Here is a 13754-nt window from a genome sequence, read left to right as displayed (position 1 = left end):
TCCCACCTTATAAAAACCTTACAATGAATGTAACTGTTTGATTAATTAATCCACCAACTAGAAAAGCAAAAATAATCGTTGAAATTGTTATTAATAGTGCTACTTTTGATTTAAACTCCTTCATTAGTATTGCAAATACCGACATACATGGTAAATATAGTAATGCAACAACTGAGCCAACAAACATTTGAAGTAAAGTTAAATCTAATTGAAGTAAGGGAAGTACTCCTAATTCACGACGGATAACCCCTAATACTAAAGCGATACTTGCTTCTTCTGGAAGGCCAAGCCAATCAACGACAATAGGCTTAACATATGAGCCTGTTGAACTTAATAACCCTGTTTCAATTACTAAACCTGCAATTAATATTCCTATAAACATCGGCAATACAGCTTCAATCATAAAATGTTTTGTACGTAAACTTATTTTTTTTACTAAAGTCCGAACATTGGGAAGTAATAAATTTGGCACTTCAATAAGAAGAGGGTCTATTTTTCCTTTAATTAATTTATTTAAAATAAGTCCTCCTATGAAAATAACTAGAAAAGAGACTAAAAATATAAAAATGAGGAGAGTGAGGGAATGATCTGCTAATAATGCAATAAAAGCTCCTGTTTGTGCAGTACAAGGAATTGCTAGAGTGACTAAAGCCGCCACTACTAACCGCTCTTTCATTGTTGTAGCTGCTCTTGTACCAATAATTGCTGGAACAGCACATCCATACCCCATTATAAAAGGAATAATCGTACTTCCTTGCACACCTATTTTTCTTAATAATCCGTCCATTAATACTCCTAACCTAGGTAAATATCCACTATCTTCTAAAATAGAAAGAACAATATAAAACAAAAATACATAAGGAAGAATAAGGGCAATTGGCCATTCAAAAATCTTAATTAAAACTCCAAATTCACCAACAAGCAGACCATAAATAATACCTTCACTTATAAATTGACTAACTATTGACGTCATAAATGGGATATACAATTCATTTAACAAAGGTAAGAAAAATACTGTACGTAAAGCTTTACCACCACCAACAACTAGTCCAAGTGAAAGAACTAACACAAAGAAAGCAATAGGAACACCTGGAAATGGTACCATTGCCCAATTACCTAACTTCTCTAACAAAGTAGGTTCTTTTTCTTCAATTCGTTCAACGGTACTAGCAATTTCTTTAGCTACTTCATTATATTCCAGATTACCTTTATTAAATAATTGTTGTTTAGGCGGACAACAATTATTAGCTAATTCAAAGCTTTTGGCTACTAATTTAGATAAACCAATATTCCGAACTGCTACTGTAGGAATTAAAGGAGCCCCTAACAACTCCTCAAGCTTTTTAATATCGATATTTATGCCTTTACGCTCCGCAACGTCAACTAAATTTAAAGCAAATACAACAGGAATTCTCCTTTTTAATAAATCTAGGGCTAAAAATAAATTACGTTCTAAATTGGTAGCATCTAATACACAAATAATCGCATGGACATCTTCTTCTAACAAATCGATAGCTACCTGTTCTGCCGGCGAGGTTGCTTGAAGAGAATATGTACCAGGAACATCTATTAAACTTGAACTTCCTTTAGTCCCAACCATTTCTCCTTTTGCAAAAGAAACTGTTGAACCAGCATAATTGGCAGTTAGTACCTGTTTGCCTGTCAACTTCGAAAATTACACTTTTCCCCACATTAGGATTACCCATTAATAAGAACTTTCTTTCCCCCTCATTAAAAGATAATTTATGATCCTCATGACAACACTCCAATTTAACACACCTCTTCTACCAAAATTTTATCTGCAATTTCCTTTCCTAATGCCACTTGACGTTTACCGACAGTTATTAGTACAGGCCCACCCAACGGCATTCTTGAAACGACCATAGTAACTAACCCTACACACACACCTAGAGATTTTAATAATTGTATGTTCGGAATTTCTTTAATTACAAAGCTATTTTTCTTTTTATATTTGTATAAGCTCATCACTAATCCCCCTATAAAAATGTTAGTAAATACTCACTAATTGAGAATGATAATGATTATTAATTTATTTTATAGAGATTTCAACACAGTTTATGAAGAAACTACGGGGTTTTTGTTACGAATTTTCAAACATTAATTTATGGTAGGAAGTATAACAAAGAACCTTGACTTTACATTAGAAAGTTTCTTTTTAGTAAAAAAATATTACCTGAATCGATTCAAGTTTGCACAATAAAAAAGAAGGTGCTTCAAATGAATAATTTGAAGTACCTTCTTTTCATAAGTTTTTAATGTTTCCGACCTTTTTGACTTTGCTTATAAAACTCATGAAACAGCTTCATTAACGCTCTTTTTTCAATCCGTGACACATAACTACGTGAAATGCCTAAATCTTTTGCAATTTCTCTTTGAGTCCGTTCCTTTTTCATGTCAAGACCAAATCGGCCGATAATGACTTCCTTCTCCCTATTATCCAAAATATGGATGTAATCGTATACCTGCTTTTTTTCCATCTTTAATTGAATTGTATCAACAACATCTGCAGTATCTGCCTGCAGGACGTCAATTAAAGTAATTTCATTGCCCTCATGAGGTTATCGGTTTTTCTAATAACAATTTATTTACTTAATCATACTGCCTATTAAGCCAAAAGTAGAACTAAAATTGTTGTCACAAAAACCGTAGCAATGACTTTTTCTCCTATCGTTAATGATATCTCTTTCACTTGATAAGTGCCATATGATCCTGGGACTTTAACTAACTTAATTGGTTTATCCGATTTTAATTGTAATTCCACCGGATTGTCTATATACTCTCTTTTCATAAACCGCCCCTTCTCGTCCCTCGGTTGATCTACTAACTGGTATTGGTGGTTGTGGTTTTCTAACGGTGGATACCTCTTTACAATTGCCATTGACGTCACTCCCCCCTTCCTTCTGATGAAATGATTGCTCCAGCCATAAACCGTGGTCCGTAGCTTCCCATAAGGCAGAAGAGAGTGGGGACGTCATATGCTTTTTTAATTGGTGCTGAAACAATGGACTAAATGGAGCTGCGTAAAGAGCTAATCTAATAATTTGGTTTCGATCTAAACTTGTTGCCTTAAAAACTTGGTCTACATACTTTTTATAAAGATCATCATATCGAACCGTAGGGCGATAAACCATTATCCAGCTGTCACCACCTTTTCCCCCTGATTAACAATCTCTAGCAGCTTCTTTTTCCCTTCTTCTGTTAAAAAGACGTCCTTACTCTCAAGTAGATACATAGCCATATCTTTTGTCATTATCCATTCCCCCTTATGATCTGACGCCTTTGGGACGTCCTTGGTAAAGCATATTAGTTACTGGTTGTCCAATATTACACTTTTTTGCCTACGTTTAAAAAAGCGTAAATTTGGTCAAGTTGTATGATGAGGTGATTTAATATGAGTTGGTTTCGACTAGGTAAAAAAAGAAGTAGTTTTGGTAGGTTATTAGATGAAGAAGGGGTAACACAAGAAGAGGTTGCTAAAGCATCAAATGTTGGCCATACAACGATTTCAAAATTGTGCAATGATGATACCTATACCGTCAAATATTCTACTGGCGAAAAGATTAAGAAAGGATTAAAAAAGCTTGGATATGATAAAAACGTAGATAAATATTTAGGAATGTAAAAAAGCCCTTTAATGGGCTCTTTCAATTTCCCTATATAAAGTACTACTCGAAACTCCAGTAGCTCCTGTAATCTCAGTAATTGTAAACTGCTTTGTCTTATACATTCTCAATGCTTGTTCAACTTTCTTTGAACTTTTCTTTGGACGTCCACCTTTTCTTCCTCTTGCTCTTGCAGCTTCAAGTCCTGATTTCGTGCGTTCCCTAATCATATCCCTTTCTAGTTCAGCAAGTACCGATAGCATTCGAAACATTGCTTTTCCCATTGGTGTAGTTGTATCAATATTGTCCTGGATACTTATTAACTCTACTCCTTGTTGCTCTAATTGCTCTGCTACCTTTAATAGTTTAATAGTGGATCTTGCAAGTCTGTCCATTTTATAAACGACAAACTTATCACCTTCACGTAACGTATCCAATGCTCTATTTAATTCTTCACGATCATCTTTTGCTCCTGTCACTTTCTCTTGATAAATACGTTCACACCCAGCTAAATTAAGTGCATCTAATTGCATATCTAGTGATTGATCTTTCGTACTTACCCTTGCATATCCTATAATCATGTCTAAAACCTACCTTTTTAATAATTTGATTATGAACATGAGTTTTGGGAAGATATTCGTATGAAAAAAGGGCATTTTCTGCCCTGATTTTTCACGTTCCCATAAACGGTGGTTTTTGAATAAATCAAACTTCTCTTACATCCACTAAATTCTCAAATTTCAAATGATACCTTTCCTGAAACTGGTCAACTATCCTAAATTGTTTTCGATTTATATCGACTAAATGTACATGACCAACCAGAGTTTCAAAGTAACCATTTTGCCAATACGTAAAGGCAAGCTGTTTGTTATTTTCAACTGCATCTTGAACAGTTAGCCCAATTTCTTCCCAGGCTTGTTCATCTAACTTTGGTTTAGGTATCTTGTTTTGATTTTGATAAACTTCTCTGACCATTTGAACATGTTCAGGTAACATCATAGCTGTCCATTTTATATTCCCACGATCTCTAATCATAATATCCCTCCTAAACAAATAAGAACAAACGTTCTATTTTATTTTATCACAAATACAATAAATTTAGAAAGGGATATCTAATTTATTTTGTTTTATCAAAATACTATTAAAGGAAGTGAGGTTTCTAAACAACTTTTTGCAGCTTCATCTTTTCTGTGATAGCTTTTAAAGTTGCTAATGCATTTCGGTGTTCATCATCGCTATTATCAATTCCTTTTTCCAGCTCTTCAACATACCATGTCATAAAGCTAACAAGCATATCATGATGTTCATCACTCAACTGGAGCTCCTGGTCCTCTTCTAAATCCATGGTTGAGATATATTCTAAAATCTCATCATACAATTTCATTTTTTCTCTATGGCCAAATAATCCATATGTTTTTTTTAATCCCTTTTTAACTGCTTTTCTCATCATTTTAAGATGTACCAACATCAGTGCTAGTTCTTCACTTGTAAGCTTCATCAAATCACTCCTAATGTTTATAAGCTAATCAACTATTATTCCATACTTATTAAATATTTTGCGTTCGAGCCTTTTGGTTTCCTTAGAATAGTAGCTTTTTAAAATATCATTATCATTTCTAATTGCTTCAGATAATATAAATTTACACCGCCTATATGTTCTAACTAATGGATATAATTCTTTTGGATCTACTGACTTCTTCAATTAAGCACCCCCATTTAAGGATGAAAACTCCTAACTAATAAATTTTTTGTCTTTATGAACCTCATATAGAAAATCCTTGAACTTGAATTCTTCGCTTTTGGTAAGCTCGTTTATTTTCATCATGAAAAAGCTATTTCGTCCTATCTTAACTTTACGATCAGGAGTAAACTGTCCCCTTCGTTGCCAATGCATACATACAAATGGTAACAATATATACCCTTGTCTATTTGCTAAATCTTCAGCAACTTCTAGCTGTTTATAATAAGTAAATTGAGCCATTAATTTTGCAAACTTTACTTTTGGTAAGGAGGGAAAGTGATATAACAAGGCTCTAGGGTCCTTATCTTTGTATCGTTCTGGAACCACTGAAAAATGATGCATAACGTTTTACCTCCTCTAACCTTTGTTGTTCCTTTTTTCGTTTTATAAAATTCATTAGTTTTTCTGATACTATATCGATTGCTAGTATTACAAAAGCTATCCAAACAATCATTAGCATAAGCTGTAATAGAATAATCATGATACCACCGTGATCCTTTCTTTTATTCTTCTAGCTTTGTTGTGCTCTTTTTCTAACGTGTCCCAAAACTCCATTGATTCTCGTTCCGTATTCGGTAACGGAAACCCTTGAACCATTGCATAAGTGTCATAAAGGTTCATCTTAAATATTTTTTTAGCTTTATACATCGGTAGAAATTGTTTGTGCATAAATTGTCCCGTTTGATAATCTGTTAAATGGATCGAAAATCCTTTGTCTCCTATTTTACGAACATTGACTAACACCTCGACGATTTGTCTGATCCGACTATCTACATTGTTAATGCTGGGCGAACAATACATCTGCACTGCCTTCATTTTCCTAGTGAACATCATGATTTCCGTTGCAATACCTTGTCCAAACTTCGACCACCGACGATTACTAAAAGCCATTTGTGCTTCATCCCAACAGCAAATTGAGCCCTGGGCTCTTGCAACATCATACCAATCAGAATAATGACTCATATCTTGTGAGTCTTTCAAACCGTAATTACTAAATAGTTTAATATCACCGCCACGCATCCGAACTTTTTCTCTCCAGTGATGAGCAAACAATGACATCATAAATGTTTTACCTGATCCGAGTGGTCCTTGAATAAAAAAGTGTTGTGCCATTACTTCTTACCTCCTGGAATTTTCTCTGCCATTACGATTGGCTTCGGTGGTTTCGGTATTAATGCTTCAATCGTATCTAAATAGTAAGCCGGATCAGATACTAATACTTTTCCTTCCATCACAAACTTTTGAATTTCTTTATATGGATCCCCATCAAGATGTAAGTATTCATTTTTTCCTAGCTCTTTTAAAAAAAGTATCGCTCGTATTTGATACGGTTGAAGCTCCTGGGCATTTGTTTTCATTTCTTCTAATACTTGTTTAACGTCCGATATATGCTGAACCTGAGGAAAAAGATCGTCACTGATAACTGACTGCAATTTATCAGCATCCGTATTTTGCATTGACATAACCTATCCCCTTTCTGTTTTTATTTAAATGCATCAGAATCCTCGCCTGCAACACTACTTTTCTATCATTTCCACCGCTTGGTTTACGATTGTTTGTATCCGTTCAATTAACTGATAATCTACATCTTGATCTTGACTCATCATCGTTTCTACCGAATAAACAACACCTTTTAATTCATAAATGAGTGGATATAATTTGTTGTCCATTTAAACACCGCCCGATCCGGAGCAACCTTGTAATCCAAACATAATAAAAGCAACAATGATTGCACCAATTAATAACATCTTAGTAATATCCGTACCGTTTTCATCTTGTGGTTGTTTATATTCTGTAATATGTCTTAATACAATTGATTTCTCTAATTGAGCTAATCTTCTTGTTTCAGTAATCGATTGACTTGGAGCTCTATAAAAAAAGTTTCTCCCCTCTTCACTATTTGTGATTTCAGTATCTTCAATAGGGATATTGTAATGTCCATGTACATATAAAGAATTATCCCGGATTTCATTGATCCGTTGTATATCACTTGTTTTTTTCTCATCATCAAAAACGATTAGTACATCATTTGTATCTGGAAACAACTCGTTGTCTTTTTTTCTCTTGAAAAACATCTAAACAACCGCCTTTCTTTTCTGTAGCTTTAATTCTTTATTTTTTGAACGCTTATAAATTTTTAAACCAATAAAAACAATCGCCCCTACTCCAGTAGCAAGGCCCGAACCAACAAAAAACATATAAAGAAAAACATCTACCACCACTTAACACCGTCCTTTTTAGCGTAATAAAGACGCATAATTGACCGAAACATAAAAACCGAACCAATGACAACTAAAGAAAGTAACAAACTACTAATAACAAGTTGCCACGCTCCAGGCATATCTCCAAAGACAGATAAATATTGTCCAATATTTAGCCCCTGAGCCATGACTAAACTAACGCTTTGTAGCCTTTCAATAGCTAAATCTAAAAAAGTAATAGGGGGAGTAAAAATACTGTCAATCCATGATCTGATTGTTTCTAGCATCCTAATCGCCCCCTACCCTGATATTTGATAACAATTTAATTACTTGGAAAGCAGTGAATAGCCAAATGATAAATAGTAAGATATATGCTACTACATTAAGCTGCAAAGGCTCCATTGCATTAAATATTTGCCCGATCATTTGACTATATCCATGACCACCACTTGATTGTGGCGTGTAGGATAGACTTGTGAGTGTATTTCCTAAGCCAACAAAAAAGCTAAAAATAATCTTTGCTAATTCAAAGAAAATCATAAAAAGCTTTACTGCTAAGACCCCAATCATATAGAGAAAATAAAGTAATCCATCAATTAGCGCATAGATCAATTCAAAAAAAGATAATAATAGATCCAGCAATACATTGAATAAATCTCCAAGTAATTCACCTAGCCAAACGATAGCATCCCATATGAGGCCACCTAGCCATTGAAAAAAATCTGCAATTGTTGACCCTAACCAACTAATTCCATCCCATATCGTAGTAAAAAGGCGCCCAAATGAGTCTCCTAATATTCCAGCTACTATTGGTAACATCATGAGCTCAATCATTACTTATCACCTTCTTTTACGTGTTTTTGCTGTCACTGCATTAACAATAATATCTATCAACCTTTCAGAAAATAAAGCTGTCATGAAGAGAAATAGAACCGGGACTAAATATGGAAGTAATTTCGTAAATATGACGTTTAATACATCCTGTGCTATATATCCATTCATGACTTAGATCTCCTTATTCGTTGTTTATTTTCAACTGATTTTTTCACCATTGCTATTAATCTTGGTGTGAAGCGAAATGTTAAGACAAGGAGAATAAATGAACCGAAAATTGCAATTAGCCCCACAGATGTAATTAATAGATCTCCAGTTGTAAACGGTAAACTAACTCCACCAATACCTGGACTAGTTACAACTCCTTCTAATCCTGATGGCGATATCGGTTGTAGTGTTACATTTGGATTTCCTAAAAACGTGTATACCATGTCTTCCTCAGGAATTACTACTTGACCGTTACTTGCTGGTACTGTTATATATTCAGAACCACTAACATAAACTACCACTTCGCCGGTAGTTGGATTTGACCAAGTATAAACATAATCTCCATTTTCATTTGTTGTTAGATTTACACCACTCATAGTTGGTAATGGTTCTGGATCAGTTGTAGCTTGTATTGTTACTCCTTCAGATTCTTCACCTTCTGTATTAACTGTTGTTAACAAATATTCGTATTCCGATTCCGGCTCCACCGATAAATCATTAAAATAGCTACCATTTGTTTCGAATAGAGGATCATATTCCTCATTTTCATTAGCCGAAACCCTAGATCCGAATAGAAAAGATGTAAGTGAATTATCTATGTCGTTCACATTATTCCTTCTGTAGATCCGTACAAACTCAAAATTAGGATTATACTGAGGTATCTTCCATGATAAATCCACTCGGTTATAATCTGAATTGGCTTTTAAATTTGTGATTTCTTCAATCTCCGGGGCTTCTGGAAAAGCTATAGAAACTTGTATACCTTCTGATCTATGACCGTCAGTAGTTGCTGTTTTCAATACAAAATTATGTTCATTTCCTGGTTCTAATCCTTCTAGAATAAAAGAACCGTTTTTCTTAGTCGATACAAGGATATCATTAAAATATAACTCTGTTCTTTCATATCCATTGAATGAAGGACTTGCAAAACTTATGGATGCACTATGATAATTAAGTACTTCCACTTCAGTGACTTCTACTTCTGGAACCGGTAAGGTACTAATATCAAAAGAAACCCCATACGATTCTTCACCCGGTGGATCATAATAAGAAGTTAATACAAAAGTGTATTCCGTATCCGGCTCTAAGTAATTGATAACCCGAAAATTTGAGGGAGATTCCACCTCTTCTATCAGCTCGTCCCCCTTATAAACTCTCACTTTTCTAAAATCTTCTTCATCAGGATTCTCCCATTCTAAATAAATCCGATTGTAATAAGGCTCGCCGAAAACATTTGCCACTTCACTGTAAATTGTAGGTTCATATATAGAACCATCGTTAAAAACATTAACTACTTGCAATTCATTTCTATCGTTATTATTAATACGAGGACTTACTAAAACCCCTTTTATTGCATAATCGGAAGAATACATACCTGTTACATTAATATTTATTCTTCTATCTACTGTAATTGAATCACTAAGATCACCATTTTCATAAACTAATCGAAAGGTAGTTTGTGAATTCATATAAACCCAATCGAAATATAAACTTGTGATACTTTCCGGTTTAACATAGTTTTCAAAAGGTATATAAACATGAAAATTAATTCCATCACTAATACCCGTAGCAATTCCAGTATTTGTTGAACCGTCTGTAACAGAATAAGTTTCTATTCCACCTTTGTTTAAAGCCTCATCCCTATCAAAAGACAATAAGCCGGTAAACCCTGTGTAATATTCACTGTTTCATTTGCAAAAACACTCCCGTCAGGCAAAATAAAAAACAAAGTCATTAACACCATTACTATTTTTTTCGTTACTCTAAACCTCATTTCCTCACCTTCTTTCTAAGCTTGTTCACTGTCCATCCGGGTTATCCGGATGTGTTTTATAATCCCCATAATTAATCTCAAATCCGCCTCCAGGCATCGGTGGATTGTACTCTTGCCCTGGTGTTGGTGCATCATTACTACTATCACCAGGTATTGGTGCTTCACTTCCGCTATTACTTGGCAATGGTGGTTCTCCTGGATCAATCGTGCCACCGACCCCACTACTTTCATTTGGCATTGGGAAATTATTAGTAGGCATTTCGGGTTGGTAGTCCCACTCTCCAGCACTTTCCATTCCTGGTACTGGAAACCCGTCAAAAGGTAGGTCCGGTAAGGAATTAACTGGATCACTAGTTGATAGGTCAAATCCACCGCTCTCATCTTCTCTAACTTCAATTACTGGAGCTTGAGTTTTTATATCATCTAAACTAAACGTTGCATTTTCTAGTTCTGTATTCTGCTGCATTTGTGGTGTTTTTTGCTCTAAATTATGAGCGTAATCTAATATTGCTGGCTTACTAGGTGTAGGTGGATTAATAGGTTCAATAATAGCTGGACTACTAGGTGGCGGTGGTGCAGTTCCTAGCATACTCTCTAAATCATTGACCAATTTGGGTACCACTCGATCGTAAAAAGTATCTGCTACCTGTTCCCAATTAGGTGGGGGTGGAATAGCGTTTTTAATTTCATCAATTTTCCCCATATAATCTTGCCAACCAGGAGCATTAAAAAAATCATTAAAATCAATCCCTTCTCCACCATCGTCACCACTACCAGGTAGATCACCATCATCATCAGGATCATTACCTGTGTCACCATCATTACCGTCATAACCTATTGAACCACTACCATCACTGCCACCTTCCCACGTTTCATCTTGGATCTGAGTTACTACTGTCTGGTAATTACTCAAATACTGAGTATCATCAGGCCTGAAAAATTTAATCGTATAAAGTCCATTTGCTGTTGCATAATAATGTCCGCTCAAATCGTTATAGGTTCTTACTACAACACCATTTTCAGTGTAATTGTTGTCTTTAACAAAGCTAACTTCCATATAAAAGTTGTTTGATACCAAAAAATCAACTGTATCAGTGTAATCGAAAATGACTGCATCTAGATCACTATCATAATGAGTCCAACTAGCCGCTCTTGCTACTTGTGAGAAGAACATAACGATTACCAAAAAGATACATAAGACCGAAAAGACCTTTTTACCACTCAATGAAACCTTAACTGTATCGTTTCTTAACATATAATTAACTACACGCCCCTTAATTAAAGAAAAGGAGACAGATTAACCGCCCCCTCTCCTCTAGGTGAAATAAATTAGTGTGTTCTGCCACGAGATCCAGCAGCATTTCGGATAAGACCGATGATTTTAGGTGCAAACATTACTGCAAGACCTAGTAATACAAATGGTCCAACTACTCCTAATAATTCAACTGCACTTGTTAAAAGGTCCCCCGCGTTAAATGGTAATGAAATTCCTGAAAAATCGATAGCCATATTTAAAACCTCCCCATTTTATTATTTTTTTATATAACTAGAACGAGCTAGTTAGTAACGGTACACATCGTAATCGTCATCATCATCATTTTTTTCTCCAACACCTAAAGCCTTTCGGATCATAACGATTAAATGACCAATTACATCAATTGCAAAAAATATCATGATGATTGGAGCAATAAAGAATAAAAACCATTTAACATTGTTCCAAAACTCAGTCATGTTGCTGCCGCTTAAAAACGTTTGAAATTCAGGCATATAACCACCTAATTTCTATTCCTAATGGCTTGTACAACATAAAATAGCAACAACCCTACTGCTGTGATTGCAATGATGATCATTAAAAAGGGTGCTACAAGTTTGAGAATGAAACCGAAAACTCCCCAGAAAAACGAGAAGTCCCATACATCACCTAATGACTCCATTTCATTCGTTCACTCCCCTTTCTTAATATCTAGTAGAGTTATAAACTTGCAATATAACTAAAAAGAAGGTGACGACAATTGTAAAACCTAATAAAAAAATCATCACTTCTGAGTTACCAAAGATTACTTTAAACGCTTCAGTCATAATTCCTAGAGTCATTTGTGAACACCTCTAGCGATTGCACTAATAATCAAGTTGACTATCGGAGCAAGTAAAAAGCAGCTCCCTATAATTACGACGTAAACGGTAAGTATTTCACTTGCTGTATTTGAAACAATAGAATACATTCCTTTACCTCCTAATCACTCGATCCACCACAATAAAAATTAACATTGCCGAAAGTAGCGTTATGGTTGCAATATCCCCAAGTGTAACCTCATGAATAACATGAATATCACCTTTTGGATTATAAAAAATTGTTTCTTTTGTTCTTGAAATGTCACTGATCCAAACTAGCCCACTCTCATCATCTGGAGTAAGTTCATAATTTACTTCAGACTCGGTTTGCTCGTTTTCATCAGTCGATTCAGTTTCGGTTGTTTCAACTACTTGCTCTTCTTCCATGAAATCAACCCCAGTGCGTTTTTCTTAATTCTAATTATTGCAGAATATTTTTGGTGCTCGCTACCACAAAAAAATTTTGTGGTACTAGAAGGATATGGAGGGGGTGTATATATAGGTGGGGGGCGTCTAAAATCTCATAAAAACATAGTTAAGTCAGTTAATTCAAAAACGAAAATTTACTTGCTTCGGTTCAAAAATTTCGATTTGTTCAGAAATTTCCTAGTTTCGTTCCGTAAAGTATAAAAGATATTAATATATCATTAAAATACTGTACGGTTAGTACTCATTTTCCCCACAAATAAACAATAAAAATAAAAGTAGTTTCTATCCAAAATAAAATTCTTTCAAAAACACCCCTATTTTAAATGTTTTTGGTTAGGGGGTTACATTTATATTAAACACTCTCTAAAAATCGAATACGAGCCAAAATAAAAAGAATTAAGCGAACTGCAACGCCCAATTCTTTTTATAAATCACTTCACTTTAAACTTTTTACTTCTTCCTGTTTTGGAGATACCTGTTTCCAACGTCTTGATCCATTCGCTTAAGTCTTGTTTTGAATAACCCATAATTTTAAGATCCTTTGGAAAAAGGTCTGGCATCTTCTCCCACATTCTCATTTTAAACAATGCTTTTTGTAAGGAACCAAAAGAATAAATATTTCTCTCACGTCTAGCTGTGTATTCGTGCATTCCTATGTACTCAGTGAGGTAAACGTATCTTTTATCTTTTACCTTTACTTGCGTTAAAAAGCCCAACCCTATTACCACCTTTATTTAATTTTTCTCAACATCCTTCCTGTGATCTTCCCAGCGATACGTCTTTTCATCCGTTGTATGATCTTCCCTCTTCTTATTGCGTTTATATCCCCAAGA

At 34.8% G+C, this 13754-nt stretch carries 27 protein-coding genes and 1 pseudogene; 1 reads left to right on the top strand and 27 read right to left on the bottom strand.

Features of this window, described 5'->3' with window-relative positions:
* Window positions 1-7 precede the first annotated feature (7 nt).
* The 4 genes and pseudogenes from BKP45_RS05145 to BKP45_RS22020 all read right to left on the bottom strand — a co-directional run bounded on the left by BKP45_RS05145 (window position 8) and on the right by BKP45_RS22020 (window position 2899).
* Window positions 8-1666 carry a ferrous iron transporter B gene (locus tag BKP45_RS05145; RefSeq protein ID WP_245747385.1) on the bottom strand — a complete coding sequence of 553 codons (1659 nt, stop codon included), beginning with the start codon at window positions 1664-1666 and terminating at the stop codon, window positions 8-10.
* A gap of 104 nt (window positions 1667-1770) precedes the next feature.
* The gene (locus BKP45_RS05140; RefSeq protein ID WP_071388635.1) at window positions 1771-1986 is read right to left on the bottom strand and encodes a FeoA family protein; all 216 of its coding nucleotides are present in this window, start codon (window positions 1984-1986) and stop codon (window positions 1771-1773) included.
* 287 nt (window positions 1987-2273) lie between these two features.
* Window positions 2274-2573 (bottom strand): annotated as a pseudogene (locus BKP45_RS05135) (sigma-70 family RNA polymerase sigma factor); the annotation flags it as partial.
* Window positions 2574-2626: 53 nt separating this feature from the next.
* The gene (locus BKP45_RS22020; protein WP_139193741.1) at window positions 2627-2899 is read right to left on the bottom strand and encodes a hypothetical protein; all 273 of its coding nucleotides are present in this window, start codon (window positions 2897-2899) and stop codon (window positions 2627-2629) included.
* Window positions 2900-3412: 513 nt separating this feature from the next.
* Here BKP45_RS22020 and BKP45_RS05125 point away from each other — a divergent pair.
* On the top strand, window positions 3413-3643 hold the full coding sequence (locus tag BKP45_RS05125; RefSeq protein ID WP_071388633.1) for a helix-turn-helix domain-containing protein: 231 nt from the start codon (window positions 3413-3415) through the stop codon (window positions 3641-3643).
* Window positions 3644-3652: 9 nt separating this feature from the next.
* Here BKP45_RS05125 and BKP45_RS05120 read toward each other — a convergent pair whose 3' ends face one another.
* The 23 genes from BKP45_RS05120 to BKP45_RS05035 form a co-directional block, all read right to left on the bottom strand.
* On the bottom strand, window positions 3653-4204 hold the full coding sequence (locus tag BKP45_RS05120) for a recombinase family protein (RefSeq protein WP_071388632.1): 552 nt from the start codon (window positions 4202-4204) through the stop codon (window positions 3653-3655).
* A gap of 124 nt (window positions 4205-4328) precedes the next feature.
* Window positions 4329-4658, bottom strand: coding sequence for a YolD-like family protein (locus BKP45_RS05115; RefSeq protein WP_071388631.1), 330 nt, complete (start codon window positions 4656-4658; stop codon window positions 4329-4331).
* Between the two features lie 124 nt (window positions 4659-4782).
* The gene (locus BKP45_RS05110; RefSeq protein WP_071388630.1) at window positions 4783-5121 is read right to left on the bottom strand and encodes a hypothetical protein; all 339 of its coding nucleotides are present in this window, start codon (window positions 5119-5121) and stop codon (window positions 4783-4785) included.
* A gap of 24 nt (window positions 5122-5145) precedes the next feature.
* The gene (locus BKP45_RS22440; protein ID WP_071388629.1) at window positions 5146-5325 is read right to left on the bottom strand and encodes a hypothetical protein; all 180 of its coding nucleotides are present in this window, start codon (window positions 5323-5325) and stop codon (window positions 5146-5148) included.
* 30 nt (window positions 5326-5355) lie between these two features.
* On the bottom strand, window positions 5356-5706 hold the full coding sequence (locus BKP45_RS05100) for a hypothetical protein (protein WP_071388628.1): 351 nt from the start codon (window positions 5704-5706) through the stop codon (window positions 5356-5358).
* A complete protein-coding gene (locus BKP45_RS05095; RefSeq protein ID WP_071388627.1) occupies window positions 5666-5845 on the bottom strand; it encodes a hypothetical protein in 180 nt (59 codons plus the stop codon). The genes BKP45_RS05100 and BKP45_RS05095 overlap by 41 nt, the downstream gene beginning before the upstream one ends.
* Window positions 5842-6477 carry a zonular occludens toxin domain-containing protein gene (locus BKP45_RS05090; RefSeq protein WP_071388626.1) on the bottom strand — a complete coding sequence of 212 codons (636 nt, stop codon included), beginning with the start codon at window positions 6475-6477 and terminating at the stop codon, window positions 5842-5844. Before BKP45_RS05090 ends, BKP45_RS05095 begins: the two co-directional genes overlap by 4 nt.
* On the bottom strand, window positions 6477-6821 hold the full coding sequence (locus BKP45_RS05085; RefSeq protein ID WP_071389054.1) for a hypothetical protein: 345 nt from the start codon (window positions 6819-6821) through the stop codon (window positions 6477-6479). Before BKP45_RS05085 ends, BKP45_RS05090 begins: the two co-directional genes overlap by 1 nt.
* A 60-nt stretch (window positions 6822-6881) precedes the next feature.
* Window positions 6882-7034: a hypothetical protein gene (locus BKP45_RS22435; RefSeq protein ID WP_169824064.1), complete on the bottom strand. Its 153-nt coding sequence runs from the start codon at window positions 7032-7034 to the stop codon at window positions 6882-6884.
* On the bottom strand, window positions 7035-7439 hold the full coding sequence (locus BKP45_RS05080; protein ID WP_071388625.1) for a hypothetical protein: 405 nt from the start codon (window positions 7437-7439) through the stop codon (window positions 7035-7037).
* Window positions 7440-7586: a hypothetical protein gene (locus BKP45_RS22430; RefSeq protein ID WP_169824034.1), complete on the bottom strand. Its 147-nt coding sequence runs from the start codon at window positions 7584-7586 to the stop codon at window positions 7440-7442. It lies immediately after the preceding gene.
* On the bottom strand, window positions 7577-7852 hold the full coding sequence (locus tag BKP45_RS05075; RefSeq protein WP_322788157.1) for a hypothetical protein: 276 nt from the start codon (window positions 7850-7852) through the stop codon (window positions 7577-7579). The genes BKP45_RS22430 and BKP45_RS05075 overlap by 10 nt, the downstream gene beginning before the upstream one ends.
* 1 nt (window position 7853) lies before the next feature.
* The gene (locus BKP45_RS05070; RefSeq protein WP_071388623.1) at window positions 7854-8399 is read right to left on the bottom strand and encodes a hypothetical protein; all 546 of its coding nucleotides are present in this window, start codon (window positions 8397-8399) and stop codon (window positions 7854-7856) included.
* Between the two features lie 6 nt (window positions 8400-8405).
* Window positions 8406-8567, bottom strand: coding sequence for a hypothetical protein (locus BKP45_RS22425; protein ID WP_169824063.1), 162 nt, complete (start codon window positions 8565-8567; stop codon window positions 8406-8408).
* Complete coding sequence (locus BKP45_RS05065; RefSeq protein ID WP_071388622.1) at window positions 8564-10261, bottom strand: fibronectin type III domain-containing protein; 1698 nt, start codon at window positions 10259-10261, stop codon at window positions 8564-8566. The genes BKP45_RS22425 and BKP45_RS05065 overlap by 4 nt, the downstream gene beginning before the upstream one ends.
* A gap of 144 nt (window positions 10262-10405) precedes the next feature.
* A complete protein-coding gene (locus BKP45_RS05060; protein ID WP_071388621.1) occupies window positions 10406-11635 on the bottom strand; it encodes a hypothetical protein in 1230 nt (409 codons plus the stop codon).
* A 74-nt stretch (window positions 11636-11709) separates the two neighbouring features.
* Complete coding sequence (locus BKP45_RS05055; RefSeq protein ID WP_071388620.1) at window positions 11710-11889, bottom strand: hypothetical protein; 180 nt, start codon at window positions 11887-11889, stop codon at window positions 11710-11712.
* Window positions 11890-11940: 51 nt separating this feature from the next.
* Window positions 11941-12147: a hypothetical protein gene (locus tag BKP45_RS05050; protein WP_071388619.1), complete on the bottom strand. Its 207-nt coding sequence runs from the start codon at window positions 12145-12147 to the stop codon at window positions 11941-11943.
* An 8-nt stretch (window positions 12148-12155) separates the two neighbouring features.
* Window positions 12156-12314 carry a PTS ascorbate transporter subunit IIC gene (locus BKP45_RS05045; protein WP_071388618.1) on the bottom strand — a complete coding sequence of 53 codons (159 nt, stop codon included), beginning with the start codon at window positions 12312-12314 and terminating at the stop codon, window positions 12156-12158.
* A 22-nt stretch (window positions 12315-12336) separates the two neighbouring features.
* A complete protein-coding gene (locus BKP45_RS22420; protein WP_169824062.1) occupies window positions 12337-12474 on the bottom strand; it encodes a hypothetical protein in 138 nt (45 codons plus the stop codon).
* Window positions 12471-12602 (bottom strand): hypothetical protein, encoded by a 132-nt coding sequence (locus tag BKP45_RS23225; RefSeq protein ID WP_281243123.1) that lies wholly within the window; start codon window positions 12600-12602, stop codon window positions 12471-12473. Before BKP45_RS23225 ends, BKP45_RS22420 begins: the two co-directional genes overlap by 4 nt.
* Before the next feature lie 4 nt (window positions 12603-12606).
* A complete protein-coding gene (locus BKP45_RS05040; RefSeq protein WP_071388617.1) occupies window positions 12607-12879 on the bottom strand; it encodes a hypothetical protein in 273 nt (90 codons plus the stop codon).
* A 473-nt stretch (window positions 12880-13352) separates the two neighbouring features.
* Window positions 13353-13637, bottom strand: coding sequence for a hypothetical protein (locus tag BKP45_RS05035; protein ID WP_071388616.1), 285 nt, complete (start codon window positions 13635-13637; stop codon window positions 13353-13355).
* Window positions 13638-13754 lie beyond the last annotated feature (117 nt).

The sequence above is a fragment of the Anaerobacillus alkalidiazotrophicus genome, assembly GCF_001866055.1.
The sequence above is the reverse complement of the archived record's forward strand: the minus strand, read 5'-3'. Positions and strand labels throughout refer to the sequence as shown.

What these genes read in the sequence shown, in the direction of transcription:
- BKP45_RS05140 (WP_071388635.1), bottom strand. Translation starts at nt 1,986, where the DNA reads ATGAGCTTATACAAATATAAAAAGAAAAATAGCTTTGTAATTAAAGAA.
- BKP45_RS22020 (WP_139193741.1), bottom strand. Translation starts at nt 2,899, where the DNA reads ATGGCAATTGTAAAGAGGTATCCACCGTTAGAAAACCACAACCACCAA.
- BKP45_RS05125 (WP_071388633.1), top strand. Translation starts at nt 3,413, where the DNA reads ATGAGTTGGTTTCGACTAGGTAAAAAAAGAAGTAGTTTTGGTAGGTTA.
- BKP45_RS05120 (WP_071388632.1), bottom strand. Translation starts at nt 4,204, where the DNA reads ATGATTATAGGATATGCAAGGGTAAGTACGAAAGATCAATCACTAGAT.
- BKP45_RS05115 (WP_071388631.1), bottom strand. Translation starts at nt 4,658, where the DNA reads ATGATTAGAGATCGTGGGAATATAAAATGGACAGCTATGATGTTACCT.
- BKP45_RS05110 (WP_071388630.1), bottom strand. Translation starts at nt 5,121, where the DNA reads ATGAAGCTTACAAGTGAAGAACTAGCACTGATGTTGGTACATCTTAAA.
- BKP45_RS05100 (WP_071388628.1), bottom strand. Translation starts at nt 5,706, where the DNA reads ATGCATCATTTTTCAGTGGTTCCAGAACGATACAAAGATAAGGACCCT.
- BKP45_RS05095 (WP_071388627.1), bottom strand. Translation starts at nt 5,845, where the DNA reads ATGATTATTCTATTACAGCTTATGCTAATGATTGTTTGGATAGCTTTT.
- BKP45_RS05090 (WP_071388626.1), bottom strand. Translation starts at nt 6,477, where the DNA reads ATGGCACAACACTTTTTTATTCAAGGACCACTCGGATCAGGTAAAACA.
- BKP45_RS05085 (WP_071389054.1), bottom strand. Translation starts at nt 6,821, where the DNA reads ATGCAAAATACGGATGCTGATAAATTGCAGTCAGTTATCAGTGACGAT.
- BKP45_RS22435 (WP_169824064.1), bottom strand. Translation starts at nt 7,034, where the DNA reads ATGGACAACAAATTATATCCACTCATTTATGAATTAAAAGGTGTTGTT.
- BKP45_RS05080 (WP_071388625.1), bottom strand. Translation starts at nt 7,439, where the DNA reads ATGTTTTTCAAGAGAAAAAAAGACAACGAGTTGTTTCCAGATACAAAT.
- BKP45_RS05075 (WP_322788157.1), bottom strand. Translation starts at nt 7,852, where the DNA reads ATGCTAGAAACAATCAGATCATGGATTGACAGTATTTTTACTCCCCCT.
- BKP45_RS05070 (WP_071388623.1), bottom strand. Translation starts at nt 8,399, where the DNA reads ATGATTGAGCTCATGATGTTACCAATAGTAGCTGGAATATTAGGAGAC.
- BKP45_RS22425 (WP_169824063.1), bottom strand. Translation starts at nt 8,567, where the DNA reads ATGAATGGATATATAGCACAGGATGTATTAAACGTCATATTTACGAAA.
- BKP45_RS05060 (WP_071388621.1), bottom strand. Translation starts at nt 11,635, where the DNA reads ATGTTAAGAAACGATACAGTTAAGGTTTCATTGAGTGGTAAAAAGGTC.
- BKP45_RS05055 (WP_071388620.1), bottom strand. Translation starts at nt 11,889, where the DNA reads ATGGCTATCGATTTTTCAGGAATTTCATTACCATTTAACGCGGGGGAC.
- BKP45_RS05050 (WP_071388619.1), bottom strand. Translation starts at nt 12,147, where the DNA reads ATGCCTGAATTTCAAACGTTTTTAAGCGGCAGCAACATGACTGAGTTT.
- BKP45_RS05045 (WP_071388618.1), bottom strand. Translation starts at nt 12,314, where the DNA reads ATGGAGTCATTAGGTGATGTATGGGACTTCTCGTTTTTCTGGGGAGTT.
- BKP45_RS22420 (WP_169824062.1), bottom strand. Translation starts at nt 12,474, where the DNA reads ATGACTCTAGGAATTATGACTGAAGCGTTTAAAGTAATCTTTGGTAAC.
- BKP45_RS23225 (WP_281243123.1), bottom strand. Translation starts at nt 12,602, where the DNA reads ATGTATTCTATTGTTTCAAATACAGCAAGTGAAATACTTACCGTTTAC.
- BKP45_RS05040 (WP_071388617.1), bottom strand. Translation starts at nt 12,879, where the DNA reads ATGGAAGAAGAGCAAGTAGTTGAAACAACCGAAACTGAATCGACTGAT.